Raw genomic sequence first — 20,195 nt, 5'->3', positions numbered from 1 at the left:
TTGAATCATCGAGAAAACAGAAACTGCTGTATAAAAGAATCTGCTTTCACCATATGTACATGTATATTTCATATCGAATGCCATCTCCCGTTAATCCATCAGATTCGTCTAACACTTGATTTTCCCTTATTAGGTTCAGAGATTATGAAAGAGCTCATTGGAAGTGAGAGGGGTATGGCAGTAGCAGACCTACCAACCAATCTCTTTCACCTAAATGAGAAAGTGAAATATTTCACTGATGGTCGGGCTGAGGAATTACAAAAGGTTCCAATAACTGCCCCGTTGGCTATTTCAAATTGAAAAGATTCGAGCATAAAGGATTTTGAGACAAGAGAGGCATCAAAAAATGCCCCTACGAATCGTTATTGGAGAATGACTTGATCATTAACGATTCGTAGGGGCGAATTTTATATTTTAAGGCCAGAAGTTTACTTTTGAAGTTTTAGGAGCGTTTAGGAATATAAGCTCTGCCGTTTTGAGCTTCCACAGCCCACTTTGCGGATTCGATACCTTCAACTGGACCTTGGAGCAGAGGATCATCAGTTGTATTCATCCACTCTTCGACCTTATCCCGTAGTTCCGCAGCGATATTGGCATAAGCGGGATCATGTATTAGATTTGTATACTCCAGCGGATCAGTAGAAAGATCGTAAAGCTCTTCTGGTTCATTCGGAACGTAGAATTGTTCGCGTACATCCGGTCCCGACAAGCTGAGATGGATATCTACAGGCATGTATATTTTCGGCCCATCGATAAAGTTTTTAACATATTTGTAACGGGACGTTCTGATGCCGCGCATTGGATGATACTTGTCATGCCAGGTCAGTTCGCAGAAAAACTCTTCACGAACGGGTCCGCTATCCCCCATGAGTCGCGACGCAAAGCTTTTCCCGTCAACATCGGTTGGAATTTTCGCGCCAGCCAATTCAAGTAGGGTCGGCATGATGTCAATGTTGCAAAGCAAATCATCAATCACTCTGTCGCCTTGCATGAAGTTCGGGCCGAACATAAGGAGAGATGTTTCCAGACCGGCATCCTTCATCGTTCCTTTGGCTCGAGGAAAAGCGATACCGTGATCTGTTGTATAGACTACAATAGTGTTTTCCAACAGGTTCGTTTCCTTCAGCACATTTACGATGCTCCCGACAGCTTCATCCAGCACTTTGACGGAGCCGTGGAATTGAGCCAGATCCAGCCGGACATTCGGTGTATCCGGGAGATAAGCAAGCACCTTTAACGTTTCCGGATTATCTTTAATGTTATCGTACTCATCGAAGGATCGATGAGTTTCCCAGAATCCAATATTAACGAAGAATGGCTTGCCATCGGGATCAGCTGCTTTTTCTCGCAAGTATTGAATGGATTTCTCTGCGACTTGCGGTGCTCTTGAACCTTCAACACCCTCATAAAACTGATATCCAAGTTTGTGGGTAGAGCTGTAAACGCCTTTCTCAGTATCGCCAATGGTTTCATGGCTGAAACCGATTAGGGCGGTCTCATATCCGGCTTTTTCCATCTCTATCGGAAGCGTGGTTTCTCCTTCTTGGATATTAAATTTCAAATGCGCGAGACCGATCAAACCATTATTATGTGCATATTTTCCCGTCAAAATACTCCCGCGGCTTGGGCTGCATTGTGGTGCAGAACAGTAGTATTGGTCGAATCGTACTCCCTTTTTCGCCAGATCGTCCAATTGCGGAGTAGGGACCTGGTTCCCGTAACAACTGAGATAGCGGCCAGTATCATGCGATATCATAAAAACGATGTTGGGTTGTTTTTTCATTCCATTAACTCCTCAATTTCAGTTTTGATCAGTGCAACATGGGGACCGTAGATCACCTGAACACCTTTTCCACGCAGGATAACTCCAGACGGGCCGGTTTTTTTTAGACCTTCTTCGGATACGTTATTTTCGTCCCGTACTGTCACCCGAAGACGAGTTGCACAGCAATCCAGATCCTCAATGTTGCTTTTCCCTCCCAACGCAGCCAGAATCGCGGAAGCTTGGCTACCCGAGCCGGTCGAACTTTCCGTATTGGCAACTTGTGTATTTTCATTTTCTTCATCCTCGCGTCCTGGGGTTTTGAGATTAAACCTCTTGATCAAAATGCGGAAGACAAAGTAGTACACTACGAAGTAGCCTATACCAACAAGTGGAACCAACATCCAGTTGGTTTTATCGTTCCCCTGCAAAATGCCGAACAGCGTAAAGTCGATCAATCCAGCCGAAAAGGTCATGCCGACAGTAATTTGCAAAATATGTGCAATCATATAAGCAAGGCCCCAGAAAACAGCGTGAACGAAGAACAGCAGTGGAGCTACGAACAGAAACGTAAATTCGAGTGGTTCGGTGATTCCTGTCAAGAAGGAAGTAATGGCTCCAGTAAACAACAGGCCGAATACTTTCTTTTTATTTTCCGGTTTGGCGCAATGATACATAGCCAGTGCAGCACCTAATAGACCAAACATCATGGTCAGATATCTGCCACTCATGAAACGGGCAACGCCGATGTAGTACTGCTGCGTGTTATGGTCAGCAAGCTGGGCGAAGAAGATATTTTGAGCTCCTTGAACTTCGGTGCTGTTCACAACCATTGAACCGCCCAGAGCTGTTTGCCAGAATGGAAGATAGAAAATATGGTGCAAACCAAGCGGTCCAAGCAATTTTAAAATGAATCCAAACAGGAATGTTCCGAAATAACCGGTTTTGTCAACCAAACCGCCCAAGCTGGCAATACCGGACTGAACAGGCGGCCAAACGACAAACATGGCCATCCCCAGTATAACCGCTGATACGGAACAGATAATCGGCACAAAGCGCGAGCCGCTGAAAAATCCGAGCCATTGAGGCAGCTTCGTTTTTCCAAATTTGCGGTGTAGAAGATAAGTCAGCCAACCTACAATGACGCCACCGAATACCCCAGTTTGTAAAGTTTGAATACCGAGGATCATACCTTGGCCTGCGCCAGGCAGATTGTCTTTGGCCAGCTTGCTGGTGATGATCAATAGCGCGTTGATAGAAGCGTTCATTACCAGGTAAGCAATCAAAGCGGAGAGACCAGCCACACCTTTATCGCTTTTGGCAAGTCCAACAGCAATACCAACGGCGAAAATGACAGGCAAATTACTAAAAATAATCTGCCCTGCAAAACTCATGATGGTGAATATGGCCTGAAGCCAAGCTTGATCCAGAAACGGGAAATTGTTGATGGTGTTTGGATTGGAAAAGGCTCCGCCGATCCCAAGCAGAAGACCCGCAGCTGGTAGGACAGCGATAGGGAGCATGATAGCTTTACCAAATACTTGAAACTTACTGAAAAAATTCTTGAACATTTAAACCCCTCTCTCTCGATGAAATGCCGCTTGTTGTAACAAAAAAAGACCTAAAACGGCTAAGGGGCCACAAACGGCAGTTTCCCCTTAACCATTTTAGGTCTTGCCTGGTTTTCCCAGTCACAATCCCCGATATCGGATTATCTCTTGCAAGTTACGGCTCATTGTAAACGGTTTTATAGGAGTCGTCAAGCACTAAATGTTCTCTAAAATCCGCTGCAGATGGAGGGCGATATACGCTGTTTCCGATTCGGGAAAAAGGATTTGATAGTGCTCGTCCAAATATTTCGCCGCTTTCCTAGCTGCTTGAAATCCCTTTTTGTAGTTTTTCTTGATTACCTTAATCATCTCTTGATCAAGCGAATGAAATGGTTTTTGCTCCTGAAACCGACTGATAGCATATTCCAGGTGTTTTAGTAGTCTGTGGTATGAAATGCTGTTTTTGTCAACAGATACGCCAAGGTCTTCCAGCATTCGTTCACTGACATCCTGCAAAATAAAAGCGATTTTGATTGAGTTTTCGATACGATTATTATCGACCTTGGCAGTATGGATATGCAGGGCGATAAAGGCTGCTTCATCTTCCGGGAAGGTAATGCCCAGTTGTTCTTTGACGTACTGAAGCGCCCACAGTCCGATTTTGAATTCTTCGTTGTACAGAATACGAATTTCATTGATCAGCTTATTCCGTACTTTGATATTTTGTTGAGACCGTTCAATGGCAAAAGACAGATGATCGGTTAGTGAAATATGAACATGATTGCTGAGCTTCATCCCAAGCCGCTTCTCGGCATATGAAATAATATCCTCGCTGATTGCGATGTGCGATTCAGGAACGGTGCTGAGCAACTCCTGGAATTTCTGGGATTCTTCCTTGAGGACAAACACTTTTTCGATTTTGCTTTGATCTATAAGATCGTTTTTTCCTTTCTGGAATGCGATCCCGCCACCCATTATGATCGTTTCATTATTCCCTTCTTTGACCACAACAGCGTTATTATTCAGGACACGATTAATTTTCATAACTACACCTCATTTAGATTTAATACACAATGAACACTCTGAACCTTGCTTTTTTTCTTTATATCAAAAAATGTTTAAAAATATATCGCAAAATAATTCCATAGGGGAGTTGGGTAATGAGTTACACAATAGCCTAACTTGTGAAGAAAGAAAAGCAAAATAACATTTGAGTATAAAAACATGAATAATTCTGCCCATTTGACATAACCCAAAAGATAAGTTAGGATGAAGCGGAAAATGAATATTGGGGTTTGTTACTGTATTTCAGGCAAGACCCGCAACGAAATAGGACTATGCATAGTCTTTAATCGTTCGGGTCTTTTTTTGTTTTTAAAATTTTTCCACAATTGGAGGAAATTAATATGTTATCTTGGATGAAAAAAAACAAGGATCAGAAGAATAAAACGTTGATTGTGAATTCACCTATTAATGGCCGGGCTGTATCTCTTGAGGAAGTACCAGACCCTGCTTTTTCCGAAAAAATGATGGGGAACGGGATCGCAATCGTACCATCCGAGGGTAAGGTGTACGCTCCGTTTGCCGGAACCGTTGCCCACTTGGTGAAATCCAAACATGCGATTGTGCTGATTCATGAATCAGGAGCGCAAGTGCTCATTCATATTGGTGTGGATACCGTGTCTTTGAAAGGGGAAGGATTTACAGCACATGTAGAGAACGGAGATCGCATTGAAGCAGGACAGTTGCTTCTGGAATTCGATATCGAGCATATTGTGTCTGCTGGTCTGCCGGTCATTACTTCCGTTATTGTGCCGACGGGAACCGAAGGAGTTAAAGATGTAACGGAGCATGTTGGAGATCGTTCTTCGATCAATACGCCGGTTTTGACCCTTCAGTTGATTTCATAAGCTTATTTTTCCACACACTAAAATCAGATGAAGCAAACAACCTCGAAGGGGGAACGTCTTATGGATAACAGTGAACGGGGCGATAACAAACCATCCTGCTGCACGCCGGGGCGCGGGAAAACATCAATCAACATCAATATGGGTACGCGTGTCGCTCCAAAAAAGGCATGCTGTCAGGAAAACGAAACAGAAAACGTCATACCAACATTGGAACGTACAGGCATGATTCGGTTGGAAGGCGGAACTTTCCGCATGGGAACGGACAGCAGGGAAGGCTTTGAGCAGGATGGGGAAGGACCGGCCAGGGAAGTTACGCTCTCGCCGTTTTACATCGACCGTTATGCCGTAACGAATGCGCAGTTTACCGATTTTGTCAAAGACACCAACTACGTCACGGAAGCCGAACGATTCGGCAATTCCTTTGTGTTTCATTTGTTGCTTCCGTCCGAACAGCGGCAGAACAGGGCCACGATGGTCATGCAGACACCTTGGTGGCACGTCGTGGAGGGAGCGGATTGGAAGCATCCCGAAGGAAAAAGTTCTGATGTGAAAGAACGCATGGATCATCCCGTCGTGCATGTATCGTGGAACGATGCGCTGGCTTATTGCAAGTGGACCGGGAAGCGTTTGCCGACGGAAGCGGAGTGGGAATACGCTGCTCGCGGTGGCTTGGATCAGGCGAGATATCCATGGGGAGACGAGTTGACGCCGGAAGGCAAACATATGTGCAACATCTGGCAGGGCAAATTTCCGATCAGCAATGATGCCACGGACGGCTATGTCGGAACGGCGCCGGTAGATGCTTACGAGCCGAACGGGTTTGGACTATATAACGTGGCGGGCAATGTGTGGGAATGGTGCGCCGACGAGTTCAATCCGTATTACCATCTCCAATCGTCCATGATCAATCCCCTCGGCGTGAGCAGAGGAAACGTGCGATCGATGCGGGGAGGCTCCTATCTGTGCCATGATTCCTATTGCAATCGGTACAGGGTAGCGGCGCGCAATAAAAATACGCCGGATAGTTCCTCCGGCAATACAGGGTTCCGTTGTGTGGCAGATGCTTAAGTAATATTTTGTTTGTTTACACACCTTTGGGCGGGAGGAGAAGAATCCATCACAATCTGAAGGTGTTTTTTCACAGCATTATGATAGGAACAGTATTGTTCTAAATAAGCTATATCGGCGTATCGCCATGCGAAACACCAATTATTATAGGTTCCTGTTTCACATCACGGTGGAATGGGAACCTTTTTCGATAGAGCAGAGATTAGCAGCCCAGACATAGTGACCCGATGTGCATCGTGAATATGCTAGGGACCATCCAGGCTGACCCCTACGACAAATGCGTATCACCTAAAAAAGGCAACCCAGGGCCGGGTAACATGTTTTTCATTTGTTTTTTTCCGACTTCAATAGGAATTATTCAAATTGAATGCGCTATCATTTTTTTTATACTTAAGGTATCAGCTAAGAGGAGGGGCTAAGAATATGTTTGATAAAATGATGGCTTCTATAGAAAAGTTCATGAGTCCAGCGGCGGATTGGGCCTCCAATAACCGCTATCTGCGCTCGATTATGACTGCAATTTTGAGTACGCTTACACTTACCATTGTGGGAGCACTTGCTGTACTGATCGGCAAGCCACCTATTCCAGATATCGTCATGCAGTCCGAGGGCTTCTTTCCTTCTCTGCTGCAAGGCTGGGCGGCATGGGGAGCCGAGAATGCTTGGCTGCGCATCATCAATGATATATCGACAGGGATCATCGGGATAGCCTTTACCCTCGGTTTTACCTTTAATCTGGCTCGTCATTATAAGCTGAATGAGGCAGGGGCGGTAATCAACAGCGCGATGATCTACTTCATGACTGTAGGACAGCCGCAGACGGTGATGGTAAACGACGCTCCTACCCTGCAAATGGCTATGGCCAACTTCGGAGCCACCGGCATCTTCCCTGGCATCCTGATTTCGATTGTAGTAGTTGAAATTATTCGAGTGTTCCACAGCCGAAATATCGGCTTCAAATTTCCGGATTCCGTACCGAATTATGTACAAACCTCATTTAATGCAATTCTGCCAGGTATTGCGTCGGTTATCGTATTTGCCGGCTTGGACCGGATACTGATAGCGATCTTTGATATTCGTCTTCCTCAGCTAATCACTGCGATCTTTGGCCCGCTGGTATCGAACTTTGATAATGTGTACATGGTTGGATTCTTCATGCTGCTCATCAACCTGTTCTGGTTCATGGGGATCCACGGGGGAAGTATCGTGATGCCGATCTTGCTGCCCATTGAACTGCAAAATATTGTAACGAATCTGAATAATTACTCTGCGGGTCTTCCTTATGACAAGGTATTCACGACACCGGTACAGTTTGGATTCATCATGATCGGTGGTGCCGGAATTTTCGCACTAGCAGTACTTAATTTCTTTAGTAAATCCAAGGGACTGAAGCAAGTAGGGAAAATAGGAATTATTCCGGCGATCTTCAACGTCAGCGAGCCGACGATGTTCGGGACACCCGTGACCTATAATACCATATTGTTTGTGCCGTTCCTGACCGTGCCGGTTGTCAATACCATTATCACTTATGCGGCATTTGACTGGTTCAATATTCTGAGTGCCCCCATACTGAATGTACCTGGTCAGACCCCAGTAATTCTAATCGCTATGGCGGCTTCCGCTTCGGTCAAGGCCGGATTGGTTGCTTTGTTCATTATTCTGGTGGATCTTGTCATCTATTACCCGTTCTTCAAGCGCCTTGAGCAGAAAATGATCAACGAAGAGCTGCAAGAGGCGGCTGCGTAAGTGAAGTATACAGAGCCTCTGGTTGAGGACGTCGTAGCCAAGGAAAAAGTCATTTAGTTACTAACCAGAAGGTGCACGGGGACAACTGGGGATGCAGTAAGTTGTATAGCGCATGTGAATAGATGGAGAAAGATGGGTAAGGGACTTCAATAATGATGTGAAAGGTGAATTCCATGACTGAGACGAAAGAGTTCAATATTGAAATGATTTGTATGGATATTATTAGTAACAGCGGTCTTGCCCGCTCTCTGCTGCTGGAGGCGATGGACTATCTCAAGCCGCGCAACGAAGAGAAGATTCAAGAGATGCTCAAGGAGGCTAATCAGGCCCTCAAGGCGGCACACCGCAGCCAGACGAGCCTTCTGCATGCCGAATCAGGCGGACAGAAGGTGGAGATGACCGTACTGCTGGTCCATGCTCAGGATCATCTGATGACGACACTTGCCATTCGGGATATGACTGAAAAATTTATGGAGGTGCTTTAATATGAATATTTTACTGGTATGTGCTGGAGGAATTTCTACTAGTATTTTGGAGAAAAGCATTCGGAACGCGATGGGACCGGAGCGCTCGGACTGGAAGGTGGAAGCTCATGCAGTAGACCAGTTGGAACAGTTGATTGACGAATACGATATTGTATTTCTCGGTCCACAGATTCGCCATAAGCTGCGTGCCGTACAGAAGGTATGCGATCAGAAGGGCAAGCCTTGCGAGGTCATTGACAGTCGCGTCTATGCTCTCGCCAACGGGGAGAAACTGCTGGCGAGAGCGATTGAGCTCGTAGACAAGAGGGATCGGCGATGAACAAAAAACCAAACATTGTAATGGTAGTTGCTGATCAATGGAGAGCGGATTCAATCGGATATACAGGCTGCGGAGGTGCTGTGACACCTAATCTGGATGAGCTTGCACGAGAGGGGGTAAGCTTTTCCAATGCTTATTGTCAGCTTCCTGTGTGCGTACCGAGTCGCAGCTCATTCCTGTCGGGTTGGTATCCGCACACGAAGGGCTTCCGCACAATGCATCATCTAATGGGACCGGAGGATGCCAATATTCTACGGACATTGAAGGAAAACGGTTATCATATGTACTGGGGAGGACGCAATGACTTTCTACGAGAGGATGTCAACGTAGATGATTATTGCAGTACGCGGGATGACCAGTACCGTGCATTCTTTCAGCGAATGAGGGAGATGAAGATGCGTCAGCATCAGGAGTCCGTTTCAAGTGCAGCGAAAGCTGTGGAACATGACTACTCGCATTATCACGGAGTTACTGAATCAGCTGAGCATTTGGACCGTGATCAAATCGAACACGCTATCAAGTTCGTGCAGAATTATCAGTCAGATGAGCCGTTTTGTATTTATCTCGCTCTTGCATTGCCACATCCACCATATCAAGTTAAGGAGCAATGGTACAATCAGATTAATCCGGCACTGGTGCCTTCACCAGTCCGTCTCACTGCAGAAGAGTGGAGCGGCAAGCCATCAATTTTACAGGGGATTCGCAACAATCAAAAGCTCTACAACTGGACGGATGAGCAGCTAAAAGAGATAAAGCGGGTCTATTATGCGATGGGAACCGAGCTGGATGAATATATTGGTCAATTGCTTGAGACGCTAAAGGCAGCAGGTGTGTATGATGACACGATAGTAGTCTTTTTCAGCGATCATGGAGATTATACTGGTGATTATGAAATAGCTGAGAAAAATCAAAACACCTTCGAGGATATGCTGACACGGGTACCGCTTATTATCAAGCCGTCAGCCGGAATCGAGGCTAAGCCTCGTGTGACGGATGCTATGACGGAGTTGATTGATATCCAGGCCACATTGCTTGATCTGCTGGGCATTCGCCCCTCCTACACGCATTTTGGTAAATCCTTGCGAGAAGTGCTGGCAGGAGAAGAGAAGCTCCGTGATGTAGTGTTCGCCGAAGGCGGACGTCTTGATGGGGAAGATCATTGCAAAGATGCGGGACATGCTCCAAGCAATGAATACTGGGCGAGGACCGTCGAGCAGGAAAAAATGCCTCAGCATACGAAAGCCATGATGGTTCGTGACCACAAGTATAAGTACGTATATAGGTTATATGAAAAAGATGAATTCTATAACATGCAGGAAGATCCTTACGAAAGACATAATCTGATAGATGATGAGCGTTTTGCGGGAGATATCGCGCGCATGAAGGAGCGAATGCTCAGGCATTTCTTCGAGACTGGCGACGTTGTCCCGCACAGATATGATCAAAGAACCTGATGGAACTATAGAGACAAAAAGGTGATTGCGTTGAACTTGACAAGCAAAGAAGCTAATCTCCTTAGGCAGCTCTTGGCTCAAGAGCAACCTATCCCTATCAAGCAGCTTCTGCTCAGCCTGGAAATCAGCGACAAGACGCTGCGGAGCATGATCCGCAACATGAATGAGGAGTTTCTTGATGCGCAGGGTGAAATTGTACTAGAGCGTGGCAAGGGCTATTATCTAGCAGCGCGCGATAGATCTACCGTCAAGCTAATGCTGGAGGAATCAGTGTCTGCGGAAGAGGCCTCAGTCATTGAAGTATTCTGCCATATGGTAGATTTGCGCGAGTACGTTACGATGGACTATGTCTGTGAGCAGCTCTATATCAGCAAGAGCAAGCTGAACGGAATTTTGGGAGATATCAAGCGGTTGATCCAGCCATTTGGCTTATCGTTGAAGTCCAAGCCCCATTATGGCATGAAGCTGGATGGAGATGAACTGGGGTTCAGGCTGGCTATTGCTTCCATTCTGAAGGAGGAGCAATATATACAGCAGCAGGAATATGCTTTTGTAGAGTTGATAGTGGTTGAGGAATTCCGCCAATTTGACATTTCCTGCTCGGACCTGATCCTGCAGAATCTGATCTATCATATCCAGATTATGCTTGAGCGCTGTATGAACGGCCATGTCATCAGGCTGGAAGCACTCAGCAGCCATGACAAAATTCCCAACTTGCAGCTGATAGATCATATTTGGAGTCGCCTGGAGCAAAAGCTGGGGGATAATTTACCCGAAAACGAGAAGGTTTATCTGGTATCCTGCATTATGGGACAGGTGGCATCTATCAAGCAGCAGGATCTGGACGATGTCAGAGTGAAGGTACACATGATTATTGATTCCTTTCTCCAAAAGATTGAAGAAACCTACGACGTATCTTTATGGGAGGACGCGCATCTGCGTACCAGTCTGCAATTTCACCTTGAGCCGTTAATCAGCCGACTCAAGAATGATGTCCATTACAAAAATCCGATCCAGCAGGAGATCAAGCAGCAATTTGCGTTCGCCTTCAACCTGGGCATGCTGTGTGCTGACGAGATCACTAAAATTTACAACAAGGCATTAACAGAGGATGATATCGCCTATCTCACCATGCATATTGGATTGGCTCTGGAGCGGGACGTGAAGATGTCCAGGAAGACATTTGATCGCATAGCCATTGTATGCACGACAGGGAAAGGAACCTCTGAGCTGCTAAAGTTCAAAATCCAGCATTCCTTTCCAAATGCGCATTACGTCAGGACGTTCTCACTTTTTAACAAAGAGGATATACTAAAATTTGAGCCTGATATCATATTCTCCACCGTGCCCATTCAGGTAGGGTCGTATCCTGTGGAGATCATCAGTCCCTTTTTTACGCCTGAGGACCGCAAGAAGCTAGTCGTCTATCAACGGAAGAAGGACAAGGAACGGCTAATTGATCGCTATTTCTCTGAGGACTTGTTCTATGGCTCACTGGATGCAGGTGTAAAGCAGGAGGCCATTGGTCAGCTTTGCAGTCGTATGGACAAGACAGGCATTATTCCTCCTAATTTCGAAGAGCTGTGCTTGATCCGTGAGAATCTGGCCAGCACTGCCTTTGGAAATCTGATTGCTCTCGTTCATCCCATTGAGCTATGCTCAGTAGTCACCAAGGTAGGGGTTGGTATTCTCAACAAGCGTATTGACTGGTCCGGTGTACCGGTTAAGATCGTCTTTGTTATTGCTCAAGCCAAGAGTAATGAAGCTCGTGATCTGCTGCTTTTTATACAGGAAATCGTGCATGATTCCTCATTAATGCTTCGTCTGTGCGAGTCCGAGACGTTTCAGGAGTTCAAGGAGATACTGATTGAAGGCATTGGCTCTGAGCTATAAAGCAAGTCCGCAAGGCACTGTGCAGGGATAATTCACTGACAGTGCCTTTTTGTTTTGGATTCCAGGAATCTGGCAGCCTGATAGAGTATAAAGCCTCTATGGTTATTCGTGGGGAATTCTAGGAAAATTTCAGTTTTGCCCTTGTTCAATACAAAGAGAGTGTAAGGGATATCCCGAAACAATTTTGAATCCCAGGTTGTATACAATCTCAATCGTAAATTTATACCAAGAGGCATTTCGGAAAAATGGGAGTTATGACTCCTTCCTGTAATTAGAAGTGGCAATTAAAGCCTTATTTTGGTACACTATTATTCGTAATTATTACTATCTAAAAGCGATAGCTAAGGAGCATGTAAAGACTGTGAATAATAAAAGCAAAAGCAATGCCGTTGTGCGGCTCCCCCGTGCCAAAGGCATTGATATGGCAACTGTCTATACACCGAAGGAGTGCGCCCGTAAGGTCAAGCGGATCGTGCTTGCCGAAAAAAACCAGACAATTGTGGATGAGTTTATTACGATTCTGGGAATGAAGGAGAAGTTTGAGGAGCAGGATGTGCCCATGCCCAACAAGATCGTAATGTTTGGGCCTCCGGGAACCGGCAAAACGCTGACGGCTTTTTATCTGGCGCAACGGCTGGATCTACCGCTTATACTAGTGCGGCTCGACGCGATTATTCATAGCCATTTGGGAGAGACAGGCAGCAATGTGCGCAAAATCTTTGATTTTGCCAATGGAACGCCTTGTGTCCTGTTTCTTGATGAATTTGATGCTCTGGGGCGTATGCGAGATTCAAATGATGAGGTGAAGGAGATGGCACGGGTGGTGAACACGCTGCTGCAATGTCTGGACGAGTTCGGTGGAGAGAGTGTGTTTGTCGCAGCCACCAACCTGGAGGAAGAACTGGATACAGCGATCTGGCGTCGTTTTGATACGAAAATGACGTATACGTTGCCAACGGATGCCGATCGGCTTCAGTACATTGAACTGCTGATCGGACCGGAACTGAGCGGGGCGGTGCTTGCCGGGCGGGCGGCGGATTTACTTGCCGGATGCAGCTTTGCTGATATTGAGCAGATCGTGCTGAAAGCAAAACGGAAGGCGATTATAGAGGACCGAGCACTTGATTATGAAAACATAGAAAATGCGCTGTCAGAGTATAATCCTCGTACGAAGGGATAGTTACTCCTTAAAATCGCAGTTTTATAGAATTAAACTCCTGCTTCGGGGACAAAACTATAAAAAATCACCATGACGCCTACGCAGTCAACCAGAATGTAAATAGGCTGTAGATGTACAGATAGCTATTAATATCCAAGCTAAGTTACTTACTCGACTAGAAGTGTGACACAAAGTTGCCTACTAAATTAGAAGTATGAAATGAATTTGTCACTTAATAACCGCAGAAAACAAATTTCCGTTCAAATAAATAGCTAAAGTAGGGAACTTTGTGTCAATGTACAAAAACATCTCACATATATAAAAATATAAAAACTTGATATACAAGGGTTACTGTCGCTTTATAAACATATGTACAAAATACGAGTTTTGTGAAGATGTCTAAGAGGAACCGCGTAGCAACACGGGTTCATCGGTCCATTGTACATGTACATCGACACAAAGTTCCCTACTAAATTGACACAAAGTTCCCTACTTTAGTAGTTTAATCATACTTTTAGTGACTTAGTTCTTTTTCACCAAGGGAATGAGGTGATTTTTTCTTATTTATCAAGCTAAGTAGGTAACTTTGTGTCATCCACCCAGTCAAGTAGGTAACTTTGTGTCATTCTCCCAGTCAGGTAGGCAACTTTGTGTCACTTACTTGACGAGCTCTACATCACTTATCCATATTATTGACTGCCTTCCTCATTTCCTCATCTGTTAAATGTGTATAGATCATAGTCGTTTGTATTGAAGAATGTCCTAACTGATTTTTTAATCTGGGTACATCATTATTCTCCAGATGATATCGCGTCGCGAATGAATGCCGTAAAGAATGTACAGTTAAAGCCGGCTTTCCAAAAGTTAAAGCGTATTTTTCAATCAGTTTCTCAATTGACCTTTGTGTTAGCCGACGGCTTTTTCCTTTACGGCCTATAGGAGCAGCAATAAACAAAAAGCTTTCAGTTTTCTCTGGTTTATATCTGGATTCTCTGATCTGCAGATAATTTTCTAAATCTAGTAACGCTTGCTTGCTGAAATATACATATTGTTCTTTATTACCTTTTCGTATAACACGAACTAAGGCTTTATTCATATCCAGATCCTCGACGTTAATGCCTGCAACCTCAGATAGTCTAAGTCCTGATCCTAAAATGAGGGAAACAATGGCTGTATCCCGTTCACGATTAAACTGATGGAAATTGAAAATGCGTTTATTCTCTTTATTGATTTCTCCGAAATCATGGGCTACAAATAGCCTAAACGACTCAAAATCGTCTTCCCTGAGAATTTTCCCATCAATACGATTGGCAATGGTTTCTTGGCTTTCTTTAACCACATTTAAATCCATTTTGGCCATAACATTGCGCTGGATATATGGCTTTAAGTCACTTGTTTCAGCTTTGTTCTGTAAGTAATCAAATAAGGATTTTAGCGAGGACAATTTACGGTTGATGGTTAGCTTGGTATTGCCAAGTTGATACTCCAAAAAAGATAGGAAATTTTCCACTTCACGAATCGTTAGTTTCTCTAGAGTAGCTAAATTAATGTTTTTACGGCTATCTTCAGTAAAGTTTTCTGCAACTAACCAATCAAAAAATATAATATAGTCATGGCAATAGTTCAGAAGCGTTGTGGGAGAAAGTTTTCGTTTCCTGCTATCAATAAATTCCGTAACAAACCACGGAAGATCAGACAATTTTTCATCGATTCGATTCATGTAATTCATTTTCATTTGTTTATCCATATATGTATAACCTCCGTAAATTATTATACTCCAGTTATAAATATTCGTCAAAATCATATTTTACGTAATAATAAAACGATTAAGGTTTCAAATTAAACTTCATCACTATCACTCCCTGATCGCAAACAACACCCCCTCTTAGTAACTGTGTTTTTAGATTTCGTATTTTTGTATTTCCTTTACAATCCGCTCGTAAATCCTCGATCTTAACAGATCGAATCATAATTTCCTTCATGTTGAATTTCTCCTTCTAGATAACGATGCGCTCAATATTGTCAAAACATAACCACAGCTCAAATTCTATTAGTTGAAAAACCATCCATTTTGTAAACCGCCACCCATTCCCTTCCCTCTAATCATTAGACGAACACTTAATCGGATATGAATGAAAGTTTCTTGTCCTTTTCGGTTAACGATGTAAGTTCTTGTTTCGTCAAGTATTTCAGGTGTTTCAAAGCTATTTACCGCTGGCTGTACGTAGGACTTTTGGTGAGAGGGACTCTAACCGTACTTAGGGCACAAAGGCAAGCGACAGAAGCTACTCGTGGCAAGTTTACATTTCAATGCGCTCCAAAGTCATCCGTTCTCATGAAACGTTTGGGCACTGGGAAGTGGATTTTTACTCTAAAAAATCGTGAAAATTAATTCGTCAATATAAATACCATGACCGAGGTTTTAATGTATTAATGAAAATCCGATGAGAGGTTCAATTCTTTCAATAATCTCCTGTATATAGATTAATCTGGCCAGCTGTTACAAGGAATAATTAATCTCGCCTACTAAAGGTCCTAAAGCCAGAATAGTGCAAATAATAGAGGCCATTAATATGACTCCGTTAATTATAAGTATATATATTTTCCGAGCATTCGCTCTACTTCTTTACGGGCAAACGGAAGAAGTGAAGAGTACAATACGACTTCTGCGAATGGAAACCCATATAATATAGGCTCGGCAAACCGCTTGTTCCAGGTTGGCTTCCGGCGTTGATCTTGCGACTATGGTTAAAAAGAAAAAAAGCCGACCGTAATGTATCCATTAAGCCCTGTCATCCAATTTTATTTGTCTCTTTATTGAACCGCCCACCCAGTATTGCTAGCCCCTGCATTGTATCTAGAATATTCGGTGCCGTATTCAGAAGCTTTTGGGCAAGGTTTCCAAATAGTTTGTTTGAACGTCCATAATGGCGCTATCTGTCCTTCAGTTTTTTGGCTTTACTGCATAAATTGCTTGTCTGCTTGGGCAAATGAGGCGAATCAACCCAAAACATCCTCTTTCATGTTGAAATCACTGGTTCTATGACAAGCGCTCCAACATGAAAGGGGAATATTTTGGGATAATATTAGATGTTACTTATCGAGCCTGTTCTATTTAACATAATCCAGGTGTGAACTGTAGTTTGAAAACACGCCCCAAATGAGAACGGGCCAAGTTGCTTGTGCGTTAGATCAGCTTTTATCACGTTCCTCATCGTAATGATTTTTGGAGGAGCTTATTGCCCTGACAATATACACTAGATATATAACAGAAGTTTCAATTAATCCTTATTTTTGAAGAACTTTATTATACATTCCGATTTTATGCTTGAAAGACTCCTCTCCTCCTTCCAAGTAATTAATTATGTGCCTCGTGACAACATCGTTATCCGGGTAGCCTTTCTTCTCAATCCATCCATTTTGACTATTTGAATCCAAAACGATTACTTGTTCTGCATCTGCATTAGTAACAATTGTTGAACTATGAGTCACTACTATAATTTGACGATTGTTCTTAATTTGTTTAAGACTGTTCACTAAATTTTTATAGATATATTGGTTGTCTAAGTTATCTTCAGGTTGGTCTATAATTAGAGGAGTGTTATCATTAAAATGTTTACCGTACTCAAAAATGAAAGTTAAAATGGCAACGACTTTTTGTCCTAAAGAAATTTCATTGATATCTTTCATATTTGGTGACAGGGTAGTGACAATCTCTTTGGAGTTAGTATTAAATAAGATTGAGAAATCGTCGATTACTTCAAAATAGTTTTGAAAGCACCTTACTAGTTTATTTCTGTCGGCCAATAATTTGTCTCTTATTTTACCATAAACGATGTTAAGATCTTTTTTCTCTGCATTCTTTCTCTCTTGATCTACATCAAAGAATGAAGGTTGTTTATCTGATTGGTAATCTAGAATGGATACATGTTCTTCAATCTTCTTAAAAGAGTTTTGAAACAAATGAGTGAGAAATTTCATAAATCCTATTTTACTTGAAACAGAAATGATAAATCGTTCGACTCCTCCCCAAGTAATATTATATTCAGGAAGAAATTGGCGACTAATAAAAGAATCAGTCAATATCTCTATATAGTCTATGGAATCAATTGCTTTTGGGGAATATACGATATTTAGTTGGTTATGATGAATCATATTATATTCTTGCAAGTTGCTTTCAATCATTAATTTTCTTTTATCCATACTTTCATTGAGTAAGGGGAGATCTTTAGCTAAAAAAGTCCTTAATCGTGTTTTAGGTAACTTTTTAAACGTTTCTAGAAATTCATCTCTACGTTTAAAAGGAAGGCCATTAAAAATAACTTCTTTTATGAAATCACCAATTTTGCCGTTATTAATCTGTTCTACTATGTTATTAATTGAATAACTTTTCCTATAGACATTATTAAGTATTCTTCTTTTTTCCTCCACATCCAAGATAATATTGAAATTTACAGAATCACTGCTTTTACTGATTTGGTATAACTCGATCCAATGATGCTCTAATATAATTTTTTTGCTATTTTTTTCATATTTCACAAATGCTTTTTCTTCAAACGGACTACGATCACTAGAGATATGATTCTTTTTTAATTGGGGGATAAATCTTAGCAGATATTCCTTTTGCAAATATACAAAGTACACAAGGATGAACTTATTTTTACATATGAATCTAAGAACAGGCATTGATAAAACTTCTAGAGTAAAAACTACTTCAAGAATGTTTAGCATTGTACTCTTGCCAGTTCCTCTACCTCCTATTATACAATTTAAATCACTAGAAAAATCCACAACAAAAGGTTCATCTTCTTTTCTTCCTCTTAGATATCCTTCATCACCCGGGTCAATCAATAAGCCTTTAATATATTTATTTGTACTATCAGGTTTAGTAATGAAAACACAAATTTTATGGTTTATAAAGGCTTTTTTTAATGAATTAAAACTCGCTTTGCTCATTTTTATCCAAGTATTCTTTTTACCCAATTCATCTAACTGGTGAGAGTCTCCTTCATGTATCACACAAAATTTTTCATTTGGATTTGTCATGGTGTAAGAATTAATTTTACTTAATTGTCCCTCTTTATCAGTTGAGGTTATCCCAACCACATTAAGAGACGGATGATTAAATAAAGTTTGCTTATATAGTTGTGTTGTGTTTGACCAGTTAGTTGAATTAATATGAGCTATATAGCTTATTCCTCCGATTTTGTTTATTTTTTCAATCATTGAAAGGCTTGTTTCATATGTTCCGAACACCTTTGAAGGGATGCATTCCTCAATAAGTCTCTGTACAGCGAAATACATCGAATTATCAAAAATGCCAACAAGATGTATTGTTTCAGAACATGAAATCTCAATACCTAATAACAGGGTTATTTGATGTTTCGATCCTGATCCCTTAATTCTTTCTTTGAAGTATTCATCCAATGCATATACTAGTTTTTTATATCCATCAACGGTGTTATGATCAGAAACAACAGCCACTTGAATTTCATTTTCATATAACTTATGGGCTACCAATTTGAATGCGAGATAATCTTTAAAACAAGTGAAAGGAGTTTTTTGTAATTGCTGGCGATAGTCATCTCCTTCAAAGTAACCTGATTCTATTTCTCTAAAAAGGAAATCTCTCTGTACTTCAGTTAGCATTTCCATCTCGTAAGCCACTTTAACAACGTCAACTTCAGTGAGATTCTTATACAATTTGTTAGGGATTAATCTGTAGTCATGAGAGGCAGGAGTATGAATATGAAATTCACATTTCTTTAAATCACCATAATCACTTCTTGACCTTGTGAGTTTTTGGTAGTTTCTTAATAAAGATATTGTCATAAATACACCATCCAGAAGTTCAATTATTAGTTCCTGTTTTGTGAATCAGTTCAATCTTTATTACCAGGCTATTGAGAGACCTAATATCCATCACTTTAAACTTTAATATTAGTTCCAACCCTGTGGGAATGAATGTCTAAGCATTTTAAGTAACTACTACAAGACTGGTTTGAATGAATTTTTATCTTTTATCAGATATTTCAAAATACACTTTATTTTCATGAATAGGTATGTTCAAATACCGTTGTTATACCAATCATAGCCCTATAACTTTTCTCATGCAAATGAAAACAATAAAAATCTCATAATTTGAATTATTTCTTTTTTAAGGAATATTCCTATGAAAAAATTAAATTCATTTTCATTCTAGGTGACATACGTTGTGAGAAAAAGAGTCTGTTGATAACTTACAATTAATAATCCAAGATAGCATAAAAATCTCCGAATTACTGGTTGTCGAATTGTTTTCTCCAGCATAGTTGTAAGTTTGAAGAGATTAAGGTACCAGAAGCAGGACAGCGAAATCCTTCAAAGTGAAGAAGAGTATGTTTTATCGGTCCGCCGAATGACCGATCCGGAAAGTGTATTTGGTCAACTGAAAAACAACCGGGGATTCCGGAGCTTTCTGCTTCGCGGCATGGAGAAGGTGACGCTTGAGGTCGGTTGGCTTTCCCTTGCCCATAATCTGCTGAAGCAAGCCGCAGTTGACCAAAAATGCAGAGCAGCGATTCCCCGATAACGGAAGAATCTCTGCTCTGCTGTCTTTTTACGATTTTTAAAAGGGACAGGACAATCTCATCAGTAGAAAAGTTACTTATGGGACAGCTCCTTCCTATGCGTGTATGTTCTTGTCCTTCGACACTTTACCTGTAAAAAAAATTAGAAACATATCCCGCCCCTTGATCAACTTGCTCATGAATGATAAAGAACATTGGCCGATTATTGACAAGAACATTTAAAAATCCGTGGAGGTCATCTGCAATTTGCTTTTAATACTACGGCGGTACAATTAAATAG

Annotated in this window: 13 protein-coding genes and 1 pseudogene; 9 read left to right on the top strand and 5 right to left on the bottom strand. The window is 42.1% G+C overall.

Annotated elements, in window-relative coordinates; genetic code table 11:
* Window positions 1-442: 442 nt before the first annotated feature.
* The 3 genes from KQI_RS0102065 to KQI_RS0102055 form a co-directional block, all read right to left on the bottom strand.
* Window positions 443-1,783 carry a sulfatase family protein gene (locus KQI_RS0102065; RefSeq protein ID WP_010345029.1) on the bottom strand — a complete coding sequence of 447 codons (1,341 nt, stop codon included), beginning with the start codon at window positions 1,781-1,783 and terminating at the stop codon, window positions 443-445.
* Entirely contained in the window at window positions 1,780-3,333 is a 1,554-nt protein-coding gene (locus tag KQI_RS0102060) for a PTS transporter subunit EIIC (RefSeq protein WP_010345028.1), read from the bottom strand. Before KQI_RS0102060 ends, KQI_RS0102065 begins: the two co-directional genes overlap by 4 nt.
* 195 nt (window positions 3,334-3,528) lie before the next feature.
* The gene (locus KQI_RS0102055) at window positions 3,529-4,356 is read right to left on the bottom strand and encodes a PRD domain-containing protein (RefSeq protein WP_010345027.1); all 828 of its coding nucleotides are present in this window, start codon (window positions 4,354-4,356) and stop codon (window positions 3,529-3,531) included.
* Window positions 4,357-4,718: 362 nt separating this feature from the next.
* On the opposite strand from KQI_RS0102055, the gene KQI_RS0102050 reads away from it, so the two are divergent.
* The 8 genes from KQI_RS0102050 (at window position 4,719) to KQI_RS0102015 (ending at window position 13,367) form a co-directional block, all read left to right on the top strand.
* The gene (locus KQI_RS0102050; RefSeq protein WP_010345026.1) at window positions 4,719-5,222 is read left to right on the top strand and encodes a PTS sugar transporter subunit IIA; all 504 of its coding nucleotides are present in this window, start codon (window positions 4,719-4,721) and stop codon (window positions 5,220-5,222) included.
* A gap of 60 nt (window positions 5,223-5,282) precedes the next feature.
* Window positions 5,283-6,290 (top strand): formylglycine-generating enzyme family protein, encoded by a 1,008-nt coding sequence (locus KQI_RS0102045; RefSeq protein ID WP_010345025.1) that lies wholly within the window; start codon window positions 5,283-5,285, stop codon window positions 6,288-6,290.
* 423 nt (window positions 6,291-6,713) lie between these two features.
* Window positions 6,714-8,036 (top strand): PTS sugar transporter subunit IIC, encoded by a 1,323-nt coding sequence (locus KQI_RS0102040; RefSeq protein WP_010345023.1) that lies wholly within the window; start codon window positions 6,714-6,716, stop codon window positions 8,034-8,036.
* A gap of 173 nt (window positions 8,037-8,209) precedes the next feature.
* Complete coding sequence (locus KQI_RS0102035; protein ID WP_010345022.1) at window positions 8,210-8,521, top strand: PTS sugar transporter subunit IIA; 312 nt, start codon at window positions 8,210-8,212, stop codon at window positions 8,519-8,521.
* 1 nt (window position 8,522) lies between these two features.
* The gene (locus tag KQI_RS0102030) at window positions 8,523-8,840 is read left to right on the top strand and encodes a PTS sugar transporter subunit IIB (RefSeq protein WP_010345021.1); all 318 of its coding nucleotides are present in this window, start codon (window positions 8,523-8,525) and stop codon (window positions 8,838-8,840) included.
* Entirely contained in the window at window positions 8,837-10,294 is a 1,458-nt protein-coding gene (locus KQI_RS0102025) for a sulfatase family protein (RefSeq protein WP_010345020.1), read from the top strand. Before KQI_RS0102030 ends, KQI_RS0102025 begins: the two co-directional genes overlap by 4 nt.
* Before the next feature lie 36 nt (window positions 10,295-10,330).
* A complete protein-coding gene (locus KQI_RS0102020) occupies window positions 10,331-12,187 on the top strand; it encodes a BglG family transcription antiterminator (RefSeq protein WP_010345019.1) in 1,857 nt (618 codons plus the stop codon).
* A gap of 361 nt (window positions 12,188-12,548) precedes the next feature.
* Window positions 12,549-13,367 carry an AAA family ATPase gene (locus KQI_RS0102015; protein ID WP_010345018.1) on the top strand — a complete coding sequence of 273 codons (819 nt, stop codon included), beginning with the start codon at window positions 12,549-12,551 and terminating at the stop codon, window positions 13,365-13,367.
* A gap of 655 nt (window positions 13,368-14,022) precedes the next feature.
* On the opposite strand, the gene xerS is transcribed toward KQI_RS0102015, so the two are convergent.
* Complete coding sequence (xerS, locus tag KQI_RS0102010; RefSeq protein WP_010345017.1) at window positions 14,023-15,093, bottom strand: tyrosine recombinase XerS; 1,071 nt, start codon at window positions 15,091-15,093, stop codon at window positions 14,023-14,025.
* 1,541 nt (window positions 15,094-16,634) lie between these two features.
* Window positions 16,635-19,178 carry a Spaf_1101 family AAA-like ATPase gene (locus KQI_RS29115; RefSeq protein ID WP_010345016.1) on the bottom strand — a complete coding sequence of 848 codons (2,544 nt, stop codon included), beginning with the start codon at window positions 19,176-19,178 and terminating at the stop codon, window positions 16,635-16,637.
* A 475-nt stretch (window positions 19,179-19,653) separates the two neighbouring features.
* On the opposite strand from KQI_RS29115, the pseudogene KQI_RS27630 reads away from it, so the two are divergent.
* Window positions 19,654-19,917, top strand: a pseudogene (locus KQI_RS27630) (transposase); the annotation flags it as partial.
* Window positions 19,918-20,195 lie beyond the last annotated feature (278 nt).

The organism is Paenibacillus peoriae KCTC 3763, assembly GCF_000236805.1.
GTDB classification, from domain to species: domain Bacteria; phylum Bacillota; class Bacilli; order Paenibacillales; family Paenibacillaceae; genus Paenibacillus; species Paenibacillus peoriae.
This window is presented reverse-complemented; position numbering and strand designations above follow the sequence as displayed.